A 15675-nucleotide genomic window follows, 5' to 3' on the forward strand; every position below is an offset into this window, starting at 1 on the left:
GAACGTGCAATCGATCACACTTTCGCCTTTTCGGTTGTCAAATTCGCGGCTCACCATGAACCATGAATAGGGGGCTATGCTCCCCGCACACCTGAATCAGCAATCCTCACCGACGAGGATGCGGCCGCTTCAAGGATGACCTGGCCGTCAACTGCATGAGCGAAAGTAATGACAATGACGTTTGAATCCCACCACTCTGTGTCCCTCAAAATCTGGGACCGGTCCGCGATTGAGCACACTCTTGACGCAGCAGCGCAGGACCTCTCCGCCAAGGCGAACACCACCAAATGCCGCATTGCCGTCCACGCCAGCGGCCCCAACACCTTCACGCTGAGCGTCCGCAGCGACGACCACCAGCTCGTCACAGCCTAAGGCTCAGCACCAAAACAGAAGCGGGCGATCGCAGGAACCTCCTTTGGTTCCGGCGATCGCCCGCTTCTGTTTGAGGCCCGCGGGGCGTCGGGGGGATAGTTGGATCACACTGGCATGCCGACTCCCGGAGAGAGGAGTATGGTGAAGCTTAGTGCATGCAAATGCATGAATATGACGGATCGACGAAGGAGAATGCCCCATGGAGGCATGACAGTTCAACGGCACCAACAAACCACTGGAACTCAACGAGGTAGCAGAGCCGACGGCCGGTCCCGGCCAGGTCGTCGTCAGCGTCAAGGCCGCCGGGGTGTGCCACTCCGACGTCACCGCCCTTGATGATGCCGGCTGGATGCCGCTGTTCCCCGAACTCCCCCGCACCATGGGCCACGAAAATGCCGGCGTCATCACCGAAGTCGGCGAAGGCATGGACCACTGGAAGGTCGGCGACCGCGTGGGCCTCTCCCCCGTGATGAGCGACGGCGACGCCCTCGGCTACGGCAAATGGGACGGCGGCTTCGGCCCCAAGCTGCTCGCCACGGACGACAACCTGGTCAAGCTGCCGGACGAGGTCACTTTTGAACTCGGCGCGATGGCGACGGACGCCGGCCTTACCGCGTACCACGCCGTCATGGCCGTGGGCGGAGCCAAGGCAGGCATGAAGGTGGGTGTGATCGGCCTCGGCGGCCTCGGGCACATCGGCGCCCGCGTTGCCGTCATCGCCGGTGCGGAGGTCTACGGCGCTGAAGTTAATCCGGAGACCCAGAAGCTCGCTGACGAGATCGGCCTGGCCGGCGTCGCGGACTCCATCGAGGCTTTCAAGGACAAGAAGCTGGACCTGATCGTTGACTACGCAGGCTTCGGCACCACCACGGCCGCCGCGCTTGAGACGCTCGCCGAGTTCGGCACGCTGGTGCAGGTGGGCATGGGCCGCCTCGAAGCCACCATCAACACCTACCCGCTGATCGTCAACCAGCTCTCCATCAAGGGTTCCAAGTCGGGCACCAAGGAGGACCTCGAGAACCTCTACGCCCTGATGAAGTCGGGCCAGCTGAACCCGCCGATGAACCTCATCACCCAGGCGGACATTCCGGAGGCAATCGACAAGCTGCGCAAGGGCAGCGTTGTGGGCCGCTTCATCGCAAAATACGAGGACTAAGTTCCCCAGCACCTCAGGCAAAACTGAAGCGGACGACGCCGGTACGGCGTCGTCCGCTTCTTTTTGTTGGGGGTTCTTTTGTCCGCCTACAGGGCAGGTTCGCGGCGCAGCGCTGAAGCCTGGTCTCCCTCAGCCTCTCCCGCTGCCGCGGCAACCGAGTTGCGCACCAGCAAAGTGGCCAGGGCGGCGAGGACCAGCGGCACAGCCAGTGTCATGAAGTACCCGGAGGCGCCGAACCCGGCGAGGATGAGCCCGCCGAGGGCCGAGCCCACAATCGAGCCGAGCCGGCCGATCCCAATGCCCCAGCCGGTGGCCGTGGCGCGCAGCTGCGTGGGGTAAGCGTTCGCGATCAGGTAGTTCAGGGCCAGCTGCTGGCCGCCGATGCCGAAGCCGGCCAAGCCGATCAGGATGAACACCAGGGCGAAGTTGGAACCGGCCAGCCCCAGGCCCAGCGCCACAAGGATGCCGGCACCGAACATGACCAGCAGCAGCTTCCGCGCGTTGACCTTGGGCAGGATGATGGACAGCGGGATTGCAAAGAGGATGAACGCGCCGTTGACGGTCACGGTACCCATGGCGGCCTGCGAAGCTGCCAGACCCAGCGTTTTCAGGGCCGTGGGCATCCAGAGGAGCAGCAGGTACCAGGCAATCCAGTTCAACAGGTAAGTGGCAAACACGGCGATGGTGACCATCCGGTACTTCGCGGAGAACAGTGCGGAGACGGAGCTCTTCTCTTCCTTCCTGTCCTCGGTGACCAGCTCAACGTCCGGGTCCACCGGCTTTCCGGAGACGGCTGCCATGATCTTGCGTGCCTCAGCCAGCGCAGCAGGCGTGCGCTTGGTGGCGAGGAACACCGGGGATTCGGGGAGCAGCTTGAGGCACACCAGGAGCAGCGCCAGCGGAAGCACGCCGCCCACCAGGAAGATGCCGCGCCAGCCCATGACCGGAAGCCAGGCCGCAGCCACCAGGCCGCCAAGCAGTGCACCGCCCGGAAGGCCAAGCAGCACCAGGGTCATGAACGTGCCGCGGCGGGCCTTCGGGCTGAATTCGGCCGTCAGGGCAAGGAGTGCCGGTGTTGCGCCGCCCATTCCCAGGCCGATCAGGAAGCGCAGGACGATGATCTGCTCCAGCGTCTGTGCGAAGCCGCCGGCCAGGGAGAAAACGCCGAACAGGACCAGGGCCAGCAGAATGGTCTTCTTGCGGCCGATCCTGTCGCCGAAGGTTCCCAACGTCATGGCCCCGGCGCACATGCCGATGGTGCTGGCCGTGATGACCCAAGTCATGTCGGTGGCCTGCAGGCCGAAGTCGTCGGCTATGGCCGGGCCAATGAAGGCGATGGATTGGGTATCGAACCCGTCCAGCAAGGCGATCACGAAGCACAGCGCCACGACGGACCAGCGCTTCACCCCCATGGGCGTGTTGTCGATAACGTCCTGGACATTATAGGCAGCTTTAGTCAACGTTGACTCTCTTTCACATGTTTCTGGGCATGGGAGCCCATCCGGGCTTGGGTAGCCGAGGAGTTGAGGTTGGCGGACAACTGCAACAGGCGTCGGTTGTGCCTGGCATCACGTCCGCGACATCGGCAACCTTAGGGTAAAAATTGAGCAATCAAAAATACTGATTCATGTTCTATTGAGAGCTTTTACCTATGAATTCTGTGGACTTGCGGGAATGCTCCGTTTGGCGGCCTGGCGTGGCAGCAACAGACGCGGTGGCCGGCCGGTTACATATGCTGAAGCCATGCAGCTTGAACAGTTCAATTCGGGTGGCCGCGCGGAGGCTGCCGATTTCCTCCGCCCTTGCCTGGACATCCCGCGCTGGATCGACGAGCTGGTCGCAGGACGGCCGTATTCCAGTCCCGACGAGCTTCTGGCAACGGCCGGGTCCGCCGCGAATCCGTTCACGCGCGCGGAAATCGACGGGGCTCTCGCCCATCACCCGCGGATCGGTGAGCGGGCGCAGGGCGACAGCGCGGGAGCGCGGCTGGCCAGGGCGGAGCAGGCGGCGCTGGGGGCGGCCGATGAAGCCGTCGCCGAGGAGTTGGCCGAGGGCAACCGGCTCTACGAGAAGAAATTCGGGCAGGTCTTCCTGATCCGCGCCGCCGGCCGCAGCCGCGCGGAGATCCTCGCCGCCCTCAACATCAGGCTCACCCACACGGCAGAACAGGAACAATCCATCATTGGGCAGCAGCTGCGGGAAATCGCAGTGCTCCGGCTCGAAGGACTGATCAGCATATGAGCACTTCCCACGTCACCACGCACGTCCTTGACACCGGTTCCGGCCGGCCGGCAAAGGACGTCCCGGCATCCCTGCACAGGCTTGAGGACGCAGGCTGGACCAGGATTGCCGAGGGCATGACGGATTCGGACGGACGCGTCAAAGAACTGGGGCCGGCGCGCCTGCCGTCGGGGACCTACCGTCTGACCTTCGACACCGGAACGTACTTCGCCGCCAGCGGCACCGAAGCGTTCTACCCCGAGGTGACGCTCACCTTCAGCGTGGGCTCCGAGGAGCACTACCACGTGCCGCTTCTGCTCAGCCCGTTCGCGTATTCCACCTACCGCGGCAGCTGAGCTGCCTATTGCCCGCTACCAGCGCGGGTGGATGGCTTCGCGGAAGTAGTGGTCATAGATCCAGAGGACGCCGGCGTCGAACTCTTCCGTAATATCCACGGCAGCCGCTGCCGCGTTCGCCCTCGCCTGGTCTGCGTTCCGGGCGCCGGGAATCACCGTTGTGACGCCGTCCTGCGCAGTTATCCAGGCGATGGCCGCCTGGGCGGAGGTGGCGCCGGCAGGGATCAGCTGTTCAAACTCGGCCACGGCTTTGAGGCCCAATTCGAAGTCGACCCCCGCGAACGTCTCCCCGACGTCGAAGGCAGCACCGTTGCGGTTGTAGTTCCGGTGGTCGTTCTCCGCGAAGGTAGTTTCCTTCGTGTACTTGCCCGAGAGCAACCCGGATGCGAGCGGCACCCGTGCGATGACGCCAACGTTTGCGGCCTTCGCGGCGGGGAGAACCTCATCCAGGGGCTTGAGCCGGAACGCGTTCAGGATGATCTGGACGGAGGCGGTCCCCCCGTGGCGGATTGCTTCCAGCGCCTCATCCGTGCGCTCCACGCTGACGCCGTAGTTGCGGATGGCACCCTCGGACACCAAGGTGTCCAACGCGTCATAAACTTCGGCGCTGCTATAAACCGGCGTGGGCGGGCAGTGCAGCTGGACCAGGTCCAGGGTGTCGGTGCCCAGGTTCCGGCGCGACCGGTCCACCCACTGCCGGAAGTTGGCCAGGGTGTAATTCTCCGGCTGCTGGTCCACGCGGCGGCCCATCTTGGTGGCCACGGTGATCTCCAGGCCCGGATTGTCCGCGAGGAACTTCCCGATGGCCTGCTCGCTCCTGCCGTCCCCATAGACATCAGCCGTGTCAAAGAAGGTGACCCCGGATTCCACGGACGCTGCCAGAATGGCCTGGGCCTCCGCCTGGTCAACGTTGCCCCAATCGGCGCCGAGCTGCCAGGTGCCGAGTCCCACGACGGAGACGTTACGTCCGGTCTTGCCTAAAATCCGCTGTTCCATCCCTCGACTATAGGGCCGGGGACACGCGGGACGGCGAAGCTCTGGCTTTCCGTTGTGCACGCGGCAAGGATGGAGCATGGACGGAATTAGGGTAGTCGTCAACGGGCAGCCCCGCGACTGCAGCAGCGCCAGCCCGCACACCTCGCTTCTTGACTGGCTGCGTGCAGAAGGCCTGACCGGTGCCAAGGAAGGCTGTGCCGAGGGTGAATGCGGGGCCTGTGCAGTCCTGGTGGCGCGGCCGGACGGCCCCGATCACAGCCGGTGGACTTCGCTGAATTCGTGCCTGCCGGCCGCCCTCGCTTTCGACGGCCAGGAAATCATCACCGCGGAAGGCCTGGGCACCGTGTCCGTCCCGGGCGCTGCCCGGGAAGACCTTCATCCTGTGCAGCAGGAAATGGCGGACCGGGGCGGGTCGCAATGCGGATACTGCACTCCGGGCTTCATCTGCTCGATGGCGGCCGAGTACTACCGGCCGGACCGGAACCCGGCACGGGAGGGTGCGCAGGCGCATTCGCAGCAGGAAACAGGAACCGAAGCCGTAGGCGAAGAGCATGCCACCGTCCATGAATGCGGGCCCAACGGCTTTGACCTGCACGCCCTGAGCGGGAATCTCTGCCGGTGCACCGGCTACCGGCCCATTCGGGACGCCGCCTATGCACTCGGAACCCCGCCGGGCACAGATCCACTGCTCGAAAGGCAGAACCGACCGGCCCCGGCGGCCAAACACACCCGAACGGACGACGGCGCAGGGTTCCTTCGTCCGGGAACGCTGGCCGAAGCCCTCCGGCTCCTTCAAGAGAACCCGGAGGCCAGGCTGGTCGCAGGCGCCACGGACCTTGGTGTCGAGGTGAACCTCCGGCATTCCCGGCCGCCGCTGGTCCTCGCCATCGACCGCCTCGAGGAGTTACGGACGTTAAAGTTCGACGCCGGACACGTCGAGATCGGTGCGGCCCTGACCTTGTCGGAGGCCGAACGCGGCCTTCGCGGCAGGGTGCCGCTTCTTGGCCAGCTGTTTCCCCAGTTCGCTTCGCGCCTGATCCGCAACGCGGCCACCTTCGGCGGGAACCTCTCCACGGGGTCGCCCATCGGCGACTCCGCTCCGGTGCTCCTCGCCCTGGCCGCGCGGGTGGTCCTGGCCTCTACCGACGGCGAACGCGAGGTTCCGCTCTCGGAGTACTACACCGGGTACCGGCAGAGTGTCAGGAAGCCCGGCGAACTGCTCAGCGCAGTGCGGATTCCGCTGCCGCTGGCCGAAAACGCGGCGTTCTATAAGATCGCCAAGCGGCGCTTCGATGACATCTCCAGCGTGTCTGCGGCGATCGCGCTGCAGGTCACGGACGGCACAGTGGCTTCGGCCCGGATCGGCCTGGGCGGAGTTGCCGCCACACCCATTCGTGCCACCGCAACCGAAGAGGCCTTGATGGGCCGGCCGTGGACCGCGGACACGGCGGCCGCGGCAGCTGCCGTGATGGCGGGCGAGGGCACACCGATCGACGATATGCGGGCCAGTGCGCTCTACCGTTCGGCGATGCTGCGGCAGGCGCTGCTGAAGTTCCATGCCGAACATGCTCCTGTGGAGGTGGCGTGATGAAATCCCTTGCCGAGCGCCCCGTCAACCCCGTCGTAGGGGTCCCGGTGTCCCACGAGAGTGCAGCGGCCCACGTGACGGGCACCGCCCTCTACACTGACGATCTGGTGGTCCGATCCCGGAATGTCCTGCATGCCTGGCCGGTCCAGGCACCGCACGCCCATGCGCGGGTCGTAGCGCTGCAGACCCAGCCCGCGCTCAAGGTTCCCGGCGTGGTTAAGGTGCTGACGGCGTCGGACGTTCCGGGCATCAACGACTCCGGCACCAAACACGACGAACCGCTCTTCCCCGGCGAGGTCCTGTTCCACGGCCAGGCGGTGTGCTGGGTCCTCGCCGAGTCCTTGGAAGCGGCGCGGCTGGGCGCTGCTGCTGTGACCGTTGAGTACCAGCCGTTGCCGTCGCTGCTGACACTCACCGAAGCCATTGCCGCGGAAAGCTTCCAGGGCAACCAGCCAACCGTTGCCCGGGGTGAGCCGGACCAGGCCCTGGCGGACGCGGCTCACCGGTTCAGCGGCGAGTTCGAGTTCGGCGGCCAGGAGCACTTCTACCTGGAGACCCAGGCGTGCCTCGCCTACATCGATGAGGGCGGACAGGTCTTTGTCCATTCGAGCACCCAGCATCCGTCCGAGACGCAGGAGATCGTTGCCCACGTGCTGGGGCTTTCCAGCCACCAGGTGACGGTGCAGTGCCTGCGGATGGGCGGCGGCTTCGGCGGCAAGGAGATGCAGCCGCACGGCTTCGCGGCGGTGGCAGCCCTGGGCGCCAGCCTCACCGGCCGGCCTGTGAGGGTCCGCCTCAACCGCACCCAGGACATCACCATGACCGGCAAGCGCCACCCGTTCCACGCCCGCTGGGAAGCCGGATTCGACGGCGACGGGCGCCTCCAGGCGCTCAGGGCCACCATCACCAGCGACGGCGGCTGGAGCCTGGACCTTTCCGAGCCGGTCCTGGCGAGGGCCATGTGCCACATCGACAATGCCTACTACATTCCCAACATTGAGGTCCACGGCCGGGTCGCGAAGACCAACAAAACCTCGCAAACGGCGTTCCGGGGCTTCGGCGGCCCGCAAGGAATGCTGGTGATCGAGGACATCCTGGGCCGCTGCGCGCCGGAATTGGGCCTCGACCCGGGCGAGCTCCGGCGTCGAAACTTCTACGAACCGGGACAAAGCACACCGTACGGCCAGCCCGTCCGGCACGCTGAACGGCTCACCGCGATCTGGGCGTTGCTGCTGGACCGCGCCGAAGTGGCGCGGCGGCGTGAGGACATCGCGGCGTTCAACACAGCGCACCCGAACACCAAGCGGGCCCTGGCCATCACCCCGGTGAAGTTTGGCATCTCGTTCAACCTCACCGCGTTCAACCAGGCCGGGGCGCTGGTCCACGTCTACAAGGACGGGTCCGTCCTGATCAACCACGGCGGCACCGAGATGGGACAGGGCCTGCACACCAAGATGCGCCAGGTGGCGGCCACCGCGCTGGGCGTGCCGCTCGCGTTCATCCGGCTGGCTCCCACCCGCACCGACAAGGTGCCCAACACGTCGGCCACTGCGGCAAGCTCCGGCGCCGACCTTAACGGCGGCGCCGTCAAGAACGCCTGCGAGCAGATCAGTTCGCGGCTGGCGGAGGTGGCCGCCCGGCGGCTGAACATCCACCCGGACGACGTGCGGTTCGAAGCCGGCAAGGTGACGGGGATCGGGTTCCACGACCGTGATCTCAGTTTCGCCGAGGTGGTCCAGGACGCCTACTTCCAGCGCGTTCCTCTCTGGGCGGCCGGTTTCTACCGGACCGAGGGGCTGCATTGGGACAGCACCCGGATGCAGGGCGAGCCGTTCAAATACTTCAGCTACGGCGCGGCGGTCACCGAGGTGGAGGTGGACCGTTTCACGGGCGCCTACCGGCAGCTGCGCACAGACATTGTGCACGACGTCGGCGACAGCCTTTCGCCGTTGATCGACGTTGGGCAGATTGAAGGCGGTTTCGTACAGGGAGCGGGGTGGCTGACCCTTGAGGACCTGCGGTGGGACGTGTCCGACGGCGACGGGCGGGGACGGCTGACCACCCAGTCGGCCAGTACGTACAAGCTGCCGAGCTTCTCCGAAATGCCGGAACAGTTCAACGTGCACCTCTTCGAACGGGCCACCGAGAGCGGCGTGGTCTACGGCTCCAAGGCTGTGGGCGAACCCCCGCTGATGCTGGCCATCAGCGTCCGGGAGGCATTGCGGGCGGCGGTGGCGGCCTTCGGTCCGGGCGGTATTTCGGTGGAACTGGCGAGTCCGGCAACTCCGGAGGCGGTGTTCTGGGCGATCGAACGGGTCACCGGCTCCCGAACGTCCGCGTCCGGATCAGATGCCGCGTCCGGATCAGATGCCGGGTCAACGCCGGATGCAGCATCCACACCGGTTGCCCCGTCTCCCGCCACCCCGTCTCCAGCCACCCCGTCTCCAATCCCGACGGCGGCGACCTGACATGGACTGGCTGGACGCCCTGCAGCACTTGAGGTCCGCGGGTTTGCCCGGGGTCCTGGCCACCGTGTCCGAGGTGCGCGGCCATGCGCCGCGGGAGGCCGGCGCCAAGATGGTGGTGGGGGCAGAGTCCATCTGGGGCAGCATCGGCGGCGGCAACCTCGAGGCCACCGTGGTGGACCGGGCCAGGGACATGATGGCCCGGGGCCTCACGTCGCCGGAGACCACCGAATTCGCGCTCAACGAGCACGCAGCCACAGAGCACGGCAGGCAGTGCTGCGGGGGAAAGGTGCGGGTGCTGCTCGAACCCTTCCTGTCGCTGCCCACGGTGGCGATCTTCGGCGTCGGGCACGTTGGCTACGAACTGGGCCGCATCCTCTCCCGGATCCCCATGACCCTGTACCTGGTGGATAGCCGCGGGGAACAGCTTGCTGCGGCCCGGCTTGCTGATGTGACCTCGGGTGTGGCCGACGTCCGTGCCGTTCACACCCCGGTTCCCGACTCCTTCATTGGCGACCTTCCGGCGGGCGCGCACGTGTTCATCATGAGCCATGACCATGCCGAGGACTTCCTGCTCTGCCATGCGGCCCTGCGACGGCCGGACCTGGGAAGGGTGGGGCTGATCGGCTCGCGGGCCAAGTGGATCCGGTTCCGGCAAAAGCTGGCCGCGGAAGGATTCACTGACGCGGAGATGGACCGGATCCGGTGCCCGATCGGGCTTCCGGAGGTCAGCGGGAAAGCGCCGGCGGTCATCGCCGTGAGCGCCGCAGCGGACCTGCTCCGCGCCCTGCCGTCCGCCGTTCCGCGCGCCCTGCCGTCCGCCGTTCCGCAGGTCAGCCCATCAGCCAGCCAGTCAACGCCGGGAACCAACTCATGAAGTGGGGAATCTGAATATGAGCAGCAATATCGTCCTCGGCCAGAACCAGTATGGGAAAGCCGAAGTCCGGGTTGTTAAGATCACCCGCGACACCCGCCGCCACGAGATCGAGGACCTGAACGTCACCTCGCAGCTCCGCGGTGACTTCGAAGCCGCGCACCTTGAAGGCGATAACACCCACGTGGTGGCCACGGACACCCAAAAGAACACCATTTATGCCTTCGCCCGTGACGGCATCGGCTCCCCGGAGGCCTTCCTGCTCCGCCTGGGCGAGCATTTCACGTCCAGCTTCGACTGGGTGACGGGCGGCCGCTGGGAAGCGGAATCCTACGGCTGGGACCGCATCCAGGCCCACGGCTCCGGGCACCACCACTCCTTTGTGCGCACCGGCCAGGAGGTCCGCACGGCTGTCCTGGTCCGCGACGGCGCTGCCGCCCACCTGATCTCCGGGCTCACGGACCTCACCGTCCTGAAATCCACCCAGTCCGGGTTTGTGGGCTTCGACCGGGACAAATACACCACGCTCCCGGAAACCACGGACCGTATCCTGGCCACCGACGTTTCCGCACGCTGGCGCTTCAAGACCGGCACCGACTTCACCGCCGTGGACTTCAACAAGAGCTACGCGGACATCAAAGCCCTCCTGCTCGAGGCCTTCACGGAGAAGTACTCGCACGCCCTGCAGCAGACCCTGTTCGACATGGGCGCCAAGGTCCTCGAAGCCCACCCGGAGATCGACGAGATCCGTTTCTCGATGCCCAACAAGCACCATTTCCTGGTGGACCTTTCGCCGTTCGGCCTCGATAACCCCAATGAGGTCTTCTTCGCGGCGGACCGGCCCTACGGCCTGATCGAGGCCACCGTCCAGCGCGACGATACCGTGCCTGCCGACCTTGCGTGGGCCGGCATCACCGGTTTCTGCTAGATTCCAGCCAACCTGACTTCACAGCCTGACCAGCCACGAAAGGACCAGCAATGGCCATCACCCTCACAGACCCGCAGCCGATCGACCGTTCAGAGGAAATCCTTACCTCGGAGGCGCTGGCGTTCATCGACGAACTCCACCAGCGCTTCGCCGGCACCCGGAATGAGCTGCTTGCCGCCCGCCGGACCAAGCGGCAGCGGGTGGCCGAGACCGGGAAGCTGGATTTCCTGCCGGAAACCCGGGACGTGCGCGACGGCGACTGGAAAGTAGCGCAGGCACCCGCAGCGTTGCAGGACCGCCGGGTGGAAATGACCGGCCCCGCGTCACCTGCCAAGATGGCCATCAACGCCCTGAACTCCGGCGCCAAGGTGTGGCTGGCCGACATGGAGGACGCCAGCACACCCACCTGGGGCAACGTCATTGACGCCGTCCTGAACCTCCGCGACGCCGCCCGCGGCACCCTCAGCTACACCGCACCCGAAGGCAAGGAATACACCCTCCGCACCGACGCCCCGCTCGCCGTGGTGGTCATGCGCCCGCGCGGCTGGCACCTGCCGGAGAAACACGTCCTGCTCGACGGCGAACCCGCCGTGGGTGCGCTGGTGGACTTCGGCCTGCACTTCTTCCACGTGGCCAAACAGCTGATCGAAAACGGGCAGGGACCATACTATTACCTGCCCAAAATGGAGAGCCACCTTGAAGCCCGGCTCTGGAACGAGGTCTTCGTCTTCGCCCAGGACCACCTTGGCATCCCGCAGGGCACCATCCGCGCCACCGTCCTGATCGAAACCATCCCGGCCGCCTTCGAAATGGACGAGATCCTCTACGAACTCCGCGACCACGCCTCAGGCCTGAACGCCGGCCGCTGGGACTACCTGTTCAGCATCATCAAGTACTTCCGCGACGCCGGCGAACAGTTCGTCCTCCCGGACCGCGCCTCCGTGGCCATGACCGCCCCGTTCATGCGCGCCTACACCGAACTGCTGGTCAAGACCTGCCACAAGCGCGGCGCCTTCGCGATGGGCGGCATGGCGGCCTTTATCCCCAACCGCAAGGAGCCCGAGGTCACGGCCGCCGCGTTCGAGAAGGTCCGCGCGGACAAGACCCGGGAGGCCAACGACGGTTTCGACGGTTCCTGGGTGGCCCACCCGGACCTCGTGTCCACCTGCCAGGAGGTGTTCGACTCCGTGCTGGGCGACCCGGAAAAGGGCGGCCGCCCCAACCAGCTGGACAGGCAGCGGCCAGACGTTTCCGTGACGGCCGATGAGCTGCTGGACATTGCTTCAGCAGGCGGCCAGGTCACCGAGGCGGGCCTCCGCCTGAACCTGTATGTCGCCGTCGCCTACACCGCGGTATGGCTGTCCGGCAACGGCGCCGTGGCCATCCACAACCTGATGGAAGACGCCGCCACCGCGGAGATTTCCCGCTCACAGGTCTGGCAGCAGATCCGGAACAAGTCCGTCCTGGCAGACACCGGAAACACCGTCACGCGCGAACTGGTGGAGCAGATTCTGGGTGAGGAAACGGAACGGCTGCGGGGGGAGGTCGGCGAGGAAGCGTTCACGGGTTACTACGAGCCCGCCAGCCACCTGATCAGAAGCATTTGCCTGTCCGAGGAGTACACCGATTTCCTTACCGAGCCCGCCTACGAGCTGGTGGATTAGGGTATGGCGGTGTCCCCCACACCTGCACTGTCCGCGGCGGACATCGCGCACATCGATTCCCGGCTGGCGGCCACGGACGAACTGCTGGAGCGGAACTACCCTGGCGACGACGGCTCCCGCCAGCCCGTGCACACGGTGTACGTGCCCGCGGACCGGTTCACGCCGTCGCTCGCGGCCGACTGGGGTGCGCAGGCGCTTGCGACCGCGGCAGCACACGGGGGCCTGACCCGGTTGGGGCAGTTGCTGGGCCAGGACACCGGCCTGGCTGCGGCAGTGGCCGCGCGGGTGGAAACGAAGCTGGAACGCGAACCGATCGAGGATCTGCGCCTGGACTTCGAGGACGGCTACGGCCACCGCGGGGACGGGGCCGAAGATGCCGACGCCGTTGCTGCCGCCAACGCGGTGGCTGCGGCGGTGGCCGCCGGCACGGCTCCCCCGTTCATCGGTATCCGCTTCAAGTGCTTCGAGGCCCCATCCCGCGCCCGGGGTCTGCGGACTCTGGACCTGTTTGTGTCCGGCTTGGCGACCGCCGGAGAACTGCCGGATGGCCTGATTCTGACCCTTCCCAAGGTCAGCACCGTGGCCCAGGTCCAGGCCATGGCCTACGCGGTGTCCCGGCTGGAGGAAGTCCATTCGCTTCCCGCGGGCCGGCTGCGCTTCGAGGTGCAGGTGGAAACACCGCAGCTCATCCTCGGCCCGGAGGGCACCTCCCCTGTGGCGCAGCTGCCGCACGCTGTTCCCGGCCGGATCTCCGGGCTGCATTACGGGACGTACGACTACTCGGCGTCGCTGCAGATCTCGGCCGAATACCAGTCCATGGAACACCCTGTGGCGGACTTCGCCAAGGAGATCATGCAGCTGGCCGTCGCCGGCACCGGCATCCGCCTCTCGGACGGGTCCACCAACATCATCCCCGTCGGCGAGAACATGGAAACCGCGTGGAAGCTGCACGGCCGGCTGGTCCGCCGGTCCCTGGAACGCGGCTTCTACCAGGGCTGGGACCTGCACCCGGCCCAGCTGCCCAGCCGCTTCGCCGCCACCTACGCCTTCTACCGCGAGGGGCTTCCGGCCGCCGCGGCACGGCTGCGCAACTACGTGGAGCGAACCGAATATGTGGAGCAGACCGAGGGCGGCGTCATGGACGAACCCGCCACCGCCCACGCCCTGGCGGCCTTCGTGCTGCGCGGTGTCCAGTGCGGCGCCGTCGGTGCCGATGAGCTCCAGGCGCTGGCCGGCGTCGGAATGCCCCAACTCACCGCACTGGCGCACCCGAGGCTGGCACCGTCCACCTCGAAGCCGAATCCCGATTTCCAGTCCCAGTCCGCCCCGAAGTAAGGAAGGCTCCATCCATGGGCAAGTACTACCACCCGCCGGGCGGCCTGCCGCCGCAGACCCACCTCACCACAGAACGGGCCATCGTCACCGAGGCCTACACCGTCATTCCCAAGGGCGTCATGACGGACATTGTCACGTCCAACCTGCCCGGATTTTCCAAGACGCGCTCCTGGATCATCGCCCGGCCCATCTCCGGCTTCGCCACGACGTTCTCGCAGCTGATCGTGGAGATCGGCCCCGGCGGCGGGGCTCCCAGGGCCGAGTTTGAAGCCGGCGTGGAAGGCGTCGTCTTCGTCACCAAGGGCACGGTCAACCTGACCCTCAACGGCGAACTCCACCAGCTTGCAGAGGGCGGCTATGCCTACCTGGCCGCAGGATCCGCGTGGGGAGTGGAGAACGTCTCGGCTGACATTGTCTCGTTCCATTGGGTCCGCAAGGCCTACGAACGGCTGGAAGGCTACGAGGCCAAGTCGTTCGTCACGAGCGATCTGCACGTGGAACCCACCTCGATGCCGGACACCAACGGTGCCTGGAAGACCACCCGCTTTGTGGAGCCCGATGACTTGGCCCATGACATGCATGTGAATATCGTGACGTTCCAGCCGGGCGGGGTGATCCCGTTCCCGGAGACGCATGTGATGGAGCACGGCCTGTACGTCCTGGAGGGCAAGGCCATGTACCTGCTCAACACCGACTGGGTTGAAGTCGAGGCCGGCGACTTCATGTGGCTGCGCGCCTTCTGCCCCCAGGCCTGCTACGCCGGCGGCCCGGGCCAGTTCCGCTACCTGCTGTACAAGGACGTCAACCGGCAGGTCCGCCTCACCTAGCAGCGTCCCGCGACGGTTGCGTGGAGCCGCTGAAATTTTCGCACTGTCCCTGGGAAGGCCGGCGCGTTCATGGGAAGCCGGAGCGTTCCTAGGAAGTCCGGAGGCGGCCCAGGCAGTAGTCCTTGGCGAAGTGCCGGACGTGCCGGGGCAGCCGCGGATACACCAGCGCGGACCAGCGGGTGGTGAGGTCGAACAGGCGGCGGTGACGCTCACTCCAGGGCAGCCCGTAACCGCGCCGCAGGTGATCGGGCAGGAGGCCTGCGGTGATGAACCGGATGAGCGGCATGCTCATCCGGAGCCAGAGCGGACCGGTTGGCGGGTAGAGCAGGTCGCGGCCTACCCGGATGGCCACGCCGTCCAGCTCAAGGGACCGCAGCCGCGGGTACCAGTATGTCCTGAACGCTGCCCGGTCCGGCGGCCACAGACCCGCCGGCAGCTGCAGGACCGTGCCGAGCTTGGCGTACTCCTGGTACATCAGCTCGGCGGACTCTTCATCCAGGGGGCCATAGATCTTGTCGTAGATGATGACCGCGGTGTCGTAGAGGGTCGCCACCACCCACAGCTGGGCCTGGGCGTCGAAGGCGCTGTAGCCGCGGGAGCCTGCGGCGGAGGTCCCGCGCACGGGGCCATGCGCTTTGTTCACGCTGCGGCGCACCGCGGCCACCTGCGCGTCGGTGCCGTACCGCACCGCGTAAACGTAGGTGATGGTGGCCCGGAAGCGGTCGAACGGCCGGGTGGCAAAGTCGCTGTGTTCGGCCACTCCGTGGCCAACCGCCGGATTGGCGATCTGGAGCAAAATGGCGCGGCCGGCCCCCGCGAGCAGAACGCCCTCCGCTCCGATGTCAGCCACGTTGCGCACCATCACCACACGATACCCACAATGCCCGCGGGCGG

14 protein-coding genes are annotated in these 15675 nt (G+C 66.3%); 11 read left to right on the forward strand and 3 right to left on the reverse strand.

What is annotated here, in order from left to right:
* The first annotated feature begins 174 nt into the window (after nucleotides 1-174).
* On the forward strand, nucleotides 175-372 hold the full coding sequence (locus SBP01_RS16555) for a hypothetical protein (RefSeq protein ID WP_275215537.1): 198 nt from the start codon (nucleotides 175-177) through the stop codon (nucleotides 370-372).
* Between the two features lie 307 nt (nucleotides 373-679).
* Nucleotides 680-1528 carry a zinc-binding dehydrogenase gene (locus SBP01_RS16560; protein WP_320536548.1) on the forward strand — a complete coding sequence of 283 codons (849 nt, stop codon included), beginning with the start codon at nucleotides 680-682 and terminating at the stop codon, nucleotides 1526-1528.
* A gap of 86 nt (nucleotides 1529-1614) precedes the next feature.
* Here the strand turns inward: SBP01_RS16560 and SBP01_RS16565 are convergent, their stop codons facing one another.
* On the reverse strand, nucleotides 1615-2940 hold the full coding sequence (locus SBP01_RS16565; RefSeq protein WP_320536549.1) for an MFS transporter: 1326 nt from the start codon (nucleotides 2938-2940) through the stop codon (nucleotides 1615-1617).
* A gap of 331 nt (nucleotides 2941-3271) precedes the next feature.
* On the opposite strand from SBP01_RS16565, the gene uraD reads away from it, so the two are divergent.
* Complete coding sequence (uraD, locus tag SBP01_RS16570; RefSeq protein ID WP_320536550.1) at nucleotides 3272-3769, forward strand: 2-oxo-4-hydroxy-4-carboxy-5-ureidoimidazoline decarboxylase; 498 nt, start codon at nucleotides 3272-3274, stop codon at nucleotides 3767-3769.
* On the forward strand, nucleotides 3766-4104 hold the full coding sequence (gene uraH, locus SBP01_RS16575) for a hydroxyisourate hydrolase (RefSeq protein WP_275215542.1): 339 nt from the start codon (nucleotides 3766-3768) through the stop codon (nucleotides 4102-4104). Before uraD ends, uraH begins: the two co-directional genes overlap by 4 nt.
* A 15-nt stretch (nucleotides 4105-4119) precedes the next feature.
* Here uraH and SBP01_RS16580 read toward each other — a convergent pair whose 3' ends face one another.
* Nucleotides 4120-5100 carry an aldo/keto reductase gene (locus SBP01_RS16580; protein ID WP_320536551.1) on the reverse strand — a complete coding sequence of 327 codons (981 nt, stop codon included), beginning with the start codon at nucleotides 5098-5100 and terminating at the stop codon, nucleotides 4120-4122.
* Between the two features lie 76 nt (nucleotides 5101-5176).
* On the opposite strand from SBP01_RS16580, the gene SBP01_RS16585 reads away from it, so the two are divergent.
* From SBP01_RS16585 to SBP01_RS16615, 7 genes are read left to right on the forward strand one after another with little or no spacing between them, the layout of a single operon-like run.
* Complete coding sequence (locus SBP01_RS16585) at nucleotides 5177-6688, forward strand: xanthine dehydrogenase small subunit (protein ID WP_320536552.1); 1512 nt, start codon at nucleotides 5177-5179, stop codon at nucleotides 6686-6688.
* Nucleotides 6688-9156, forward strand: a complete 2469-nt coding sequence (gene xdhB, locus SBP01_RS16590; protein WP_320536553.1) for a xanthine dehydrogenase molybdopterin binding subunit — start codon at nucleotides 6688-6690, stop codon at nucleotides 9154-9156. Before SBP01_RS16585 ends, xdhB begins: the two co-directional genes overlap by 1 nt.
* Before the next feature lies 1 nt (nucleotide 9157).
* On the forward strand, nucleotides 9158-10030 hold the full coding sequence (xdhC, locus tag SBP01_RS16595; RefSeq protein WP_320536554.1) for a xanthine dehydrogenase accessory protein XdhC: 873 nt from the start codon (nucleotides 9158-9160) through the stop codon (nucleotides 10028-10030).
* 16 nt (nucleotides 10031-10046) lie between these two features.
* Complete coding sequence (pucL, locus tag SBP01_RS16600; RefSeq protein WP_275215547.1) at nucleotides 10047-10955, forward strand: factor-independent urate hydroxylase; 909 nt, start codon at nucleotides 10047-10049, stop codon at nucleotides 10953-10955.
* 50 nt (nucleotides 10956-11005) lie between these two features.
* A complete protein-coding gene (gene aceB / locus SBP01_RS16605; RefSeq protein WP_320536555.1) occupies nucleotides 11006-12619 on the forward strand; it encodes a malate synthase A in 1614 nt (537 codons plus the stop codon).
* 3 nt (nucleotides 12620-12622) lie between these two features.
* Nucleotides 12623-13954 carry a DUF6986 family protein gene (locus tag SBP01_RS16610; RefSeq protein WP_320536556.1) on the forward strand — a complete coding sequence of 444 codons (1332 nt, stop codon included), beginning with the start codon at nucleotides 12623-12625 and terminating at the stop codon, nucleotides 13952-13954.
* A gap of 14 nt (nucleotides 13955-13968) precedes the next feature.
* Nucleotides 13969-14781 carry a bifunctional allantoicase/(S)-ureidoglycine aminohydrolase gene (locus SBP01_RS16615; RefSeq protein WP_320536557.1) on the forward strand — a complete coding sequence of 271 codons (813 nt, stop codon included), beginning with the start codon at nucleotides 13969-13971 and terminating at the stop codon, nucleotides 14779-14781.
* Between the two features lie 88 nt (nucleotides 14782-14869).
* Here the strand turns inward: SBP01_RS16615 and SBP01_RS16620 are convergent, their stop codons facing one another.
* Nucleotides 14870-15643: an oxygenase MpaB family protein gene (locus SBP01_RS16620; RefSeq protein ID WP_320536558.1), complete on the reverse strand. Its 774-nt coding sequence runs from the start codon at nucleotides 15641-15643 to the stop codon at nucleotides 14870-14872.
* Between the last annotated feature and the right edge of the window lie 32 nt (nucleotides 15644-15675).

The sequence above is a fragment of the Pseudarthrobacter sp. IC2-21 genome (assembly GCF_034048115.1).
GTDB lineage: Bacteria > Actinomycetota > Actinomycetes > Actinomycetales > Micrococcaceae > Arthrobacter > Arthrobacter naphthalenicus.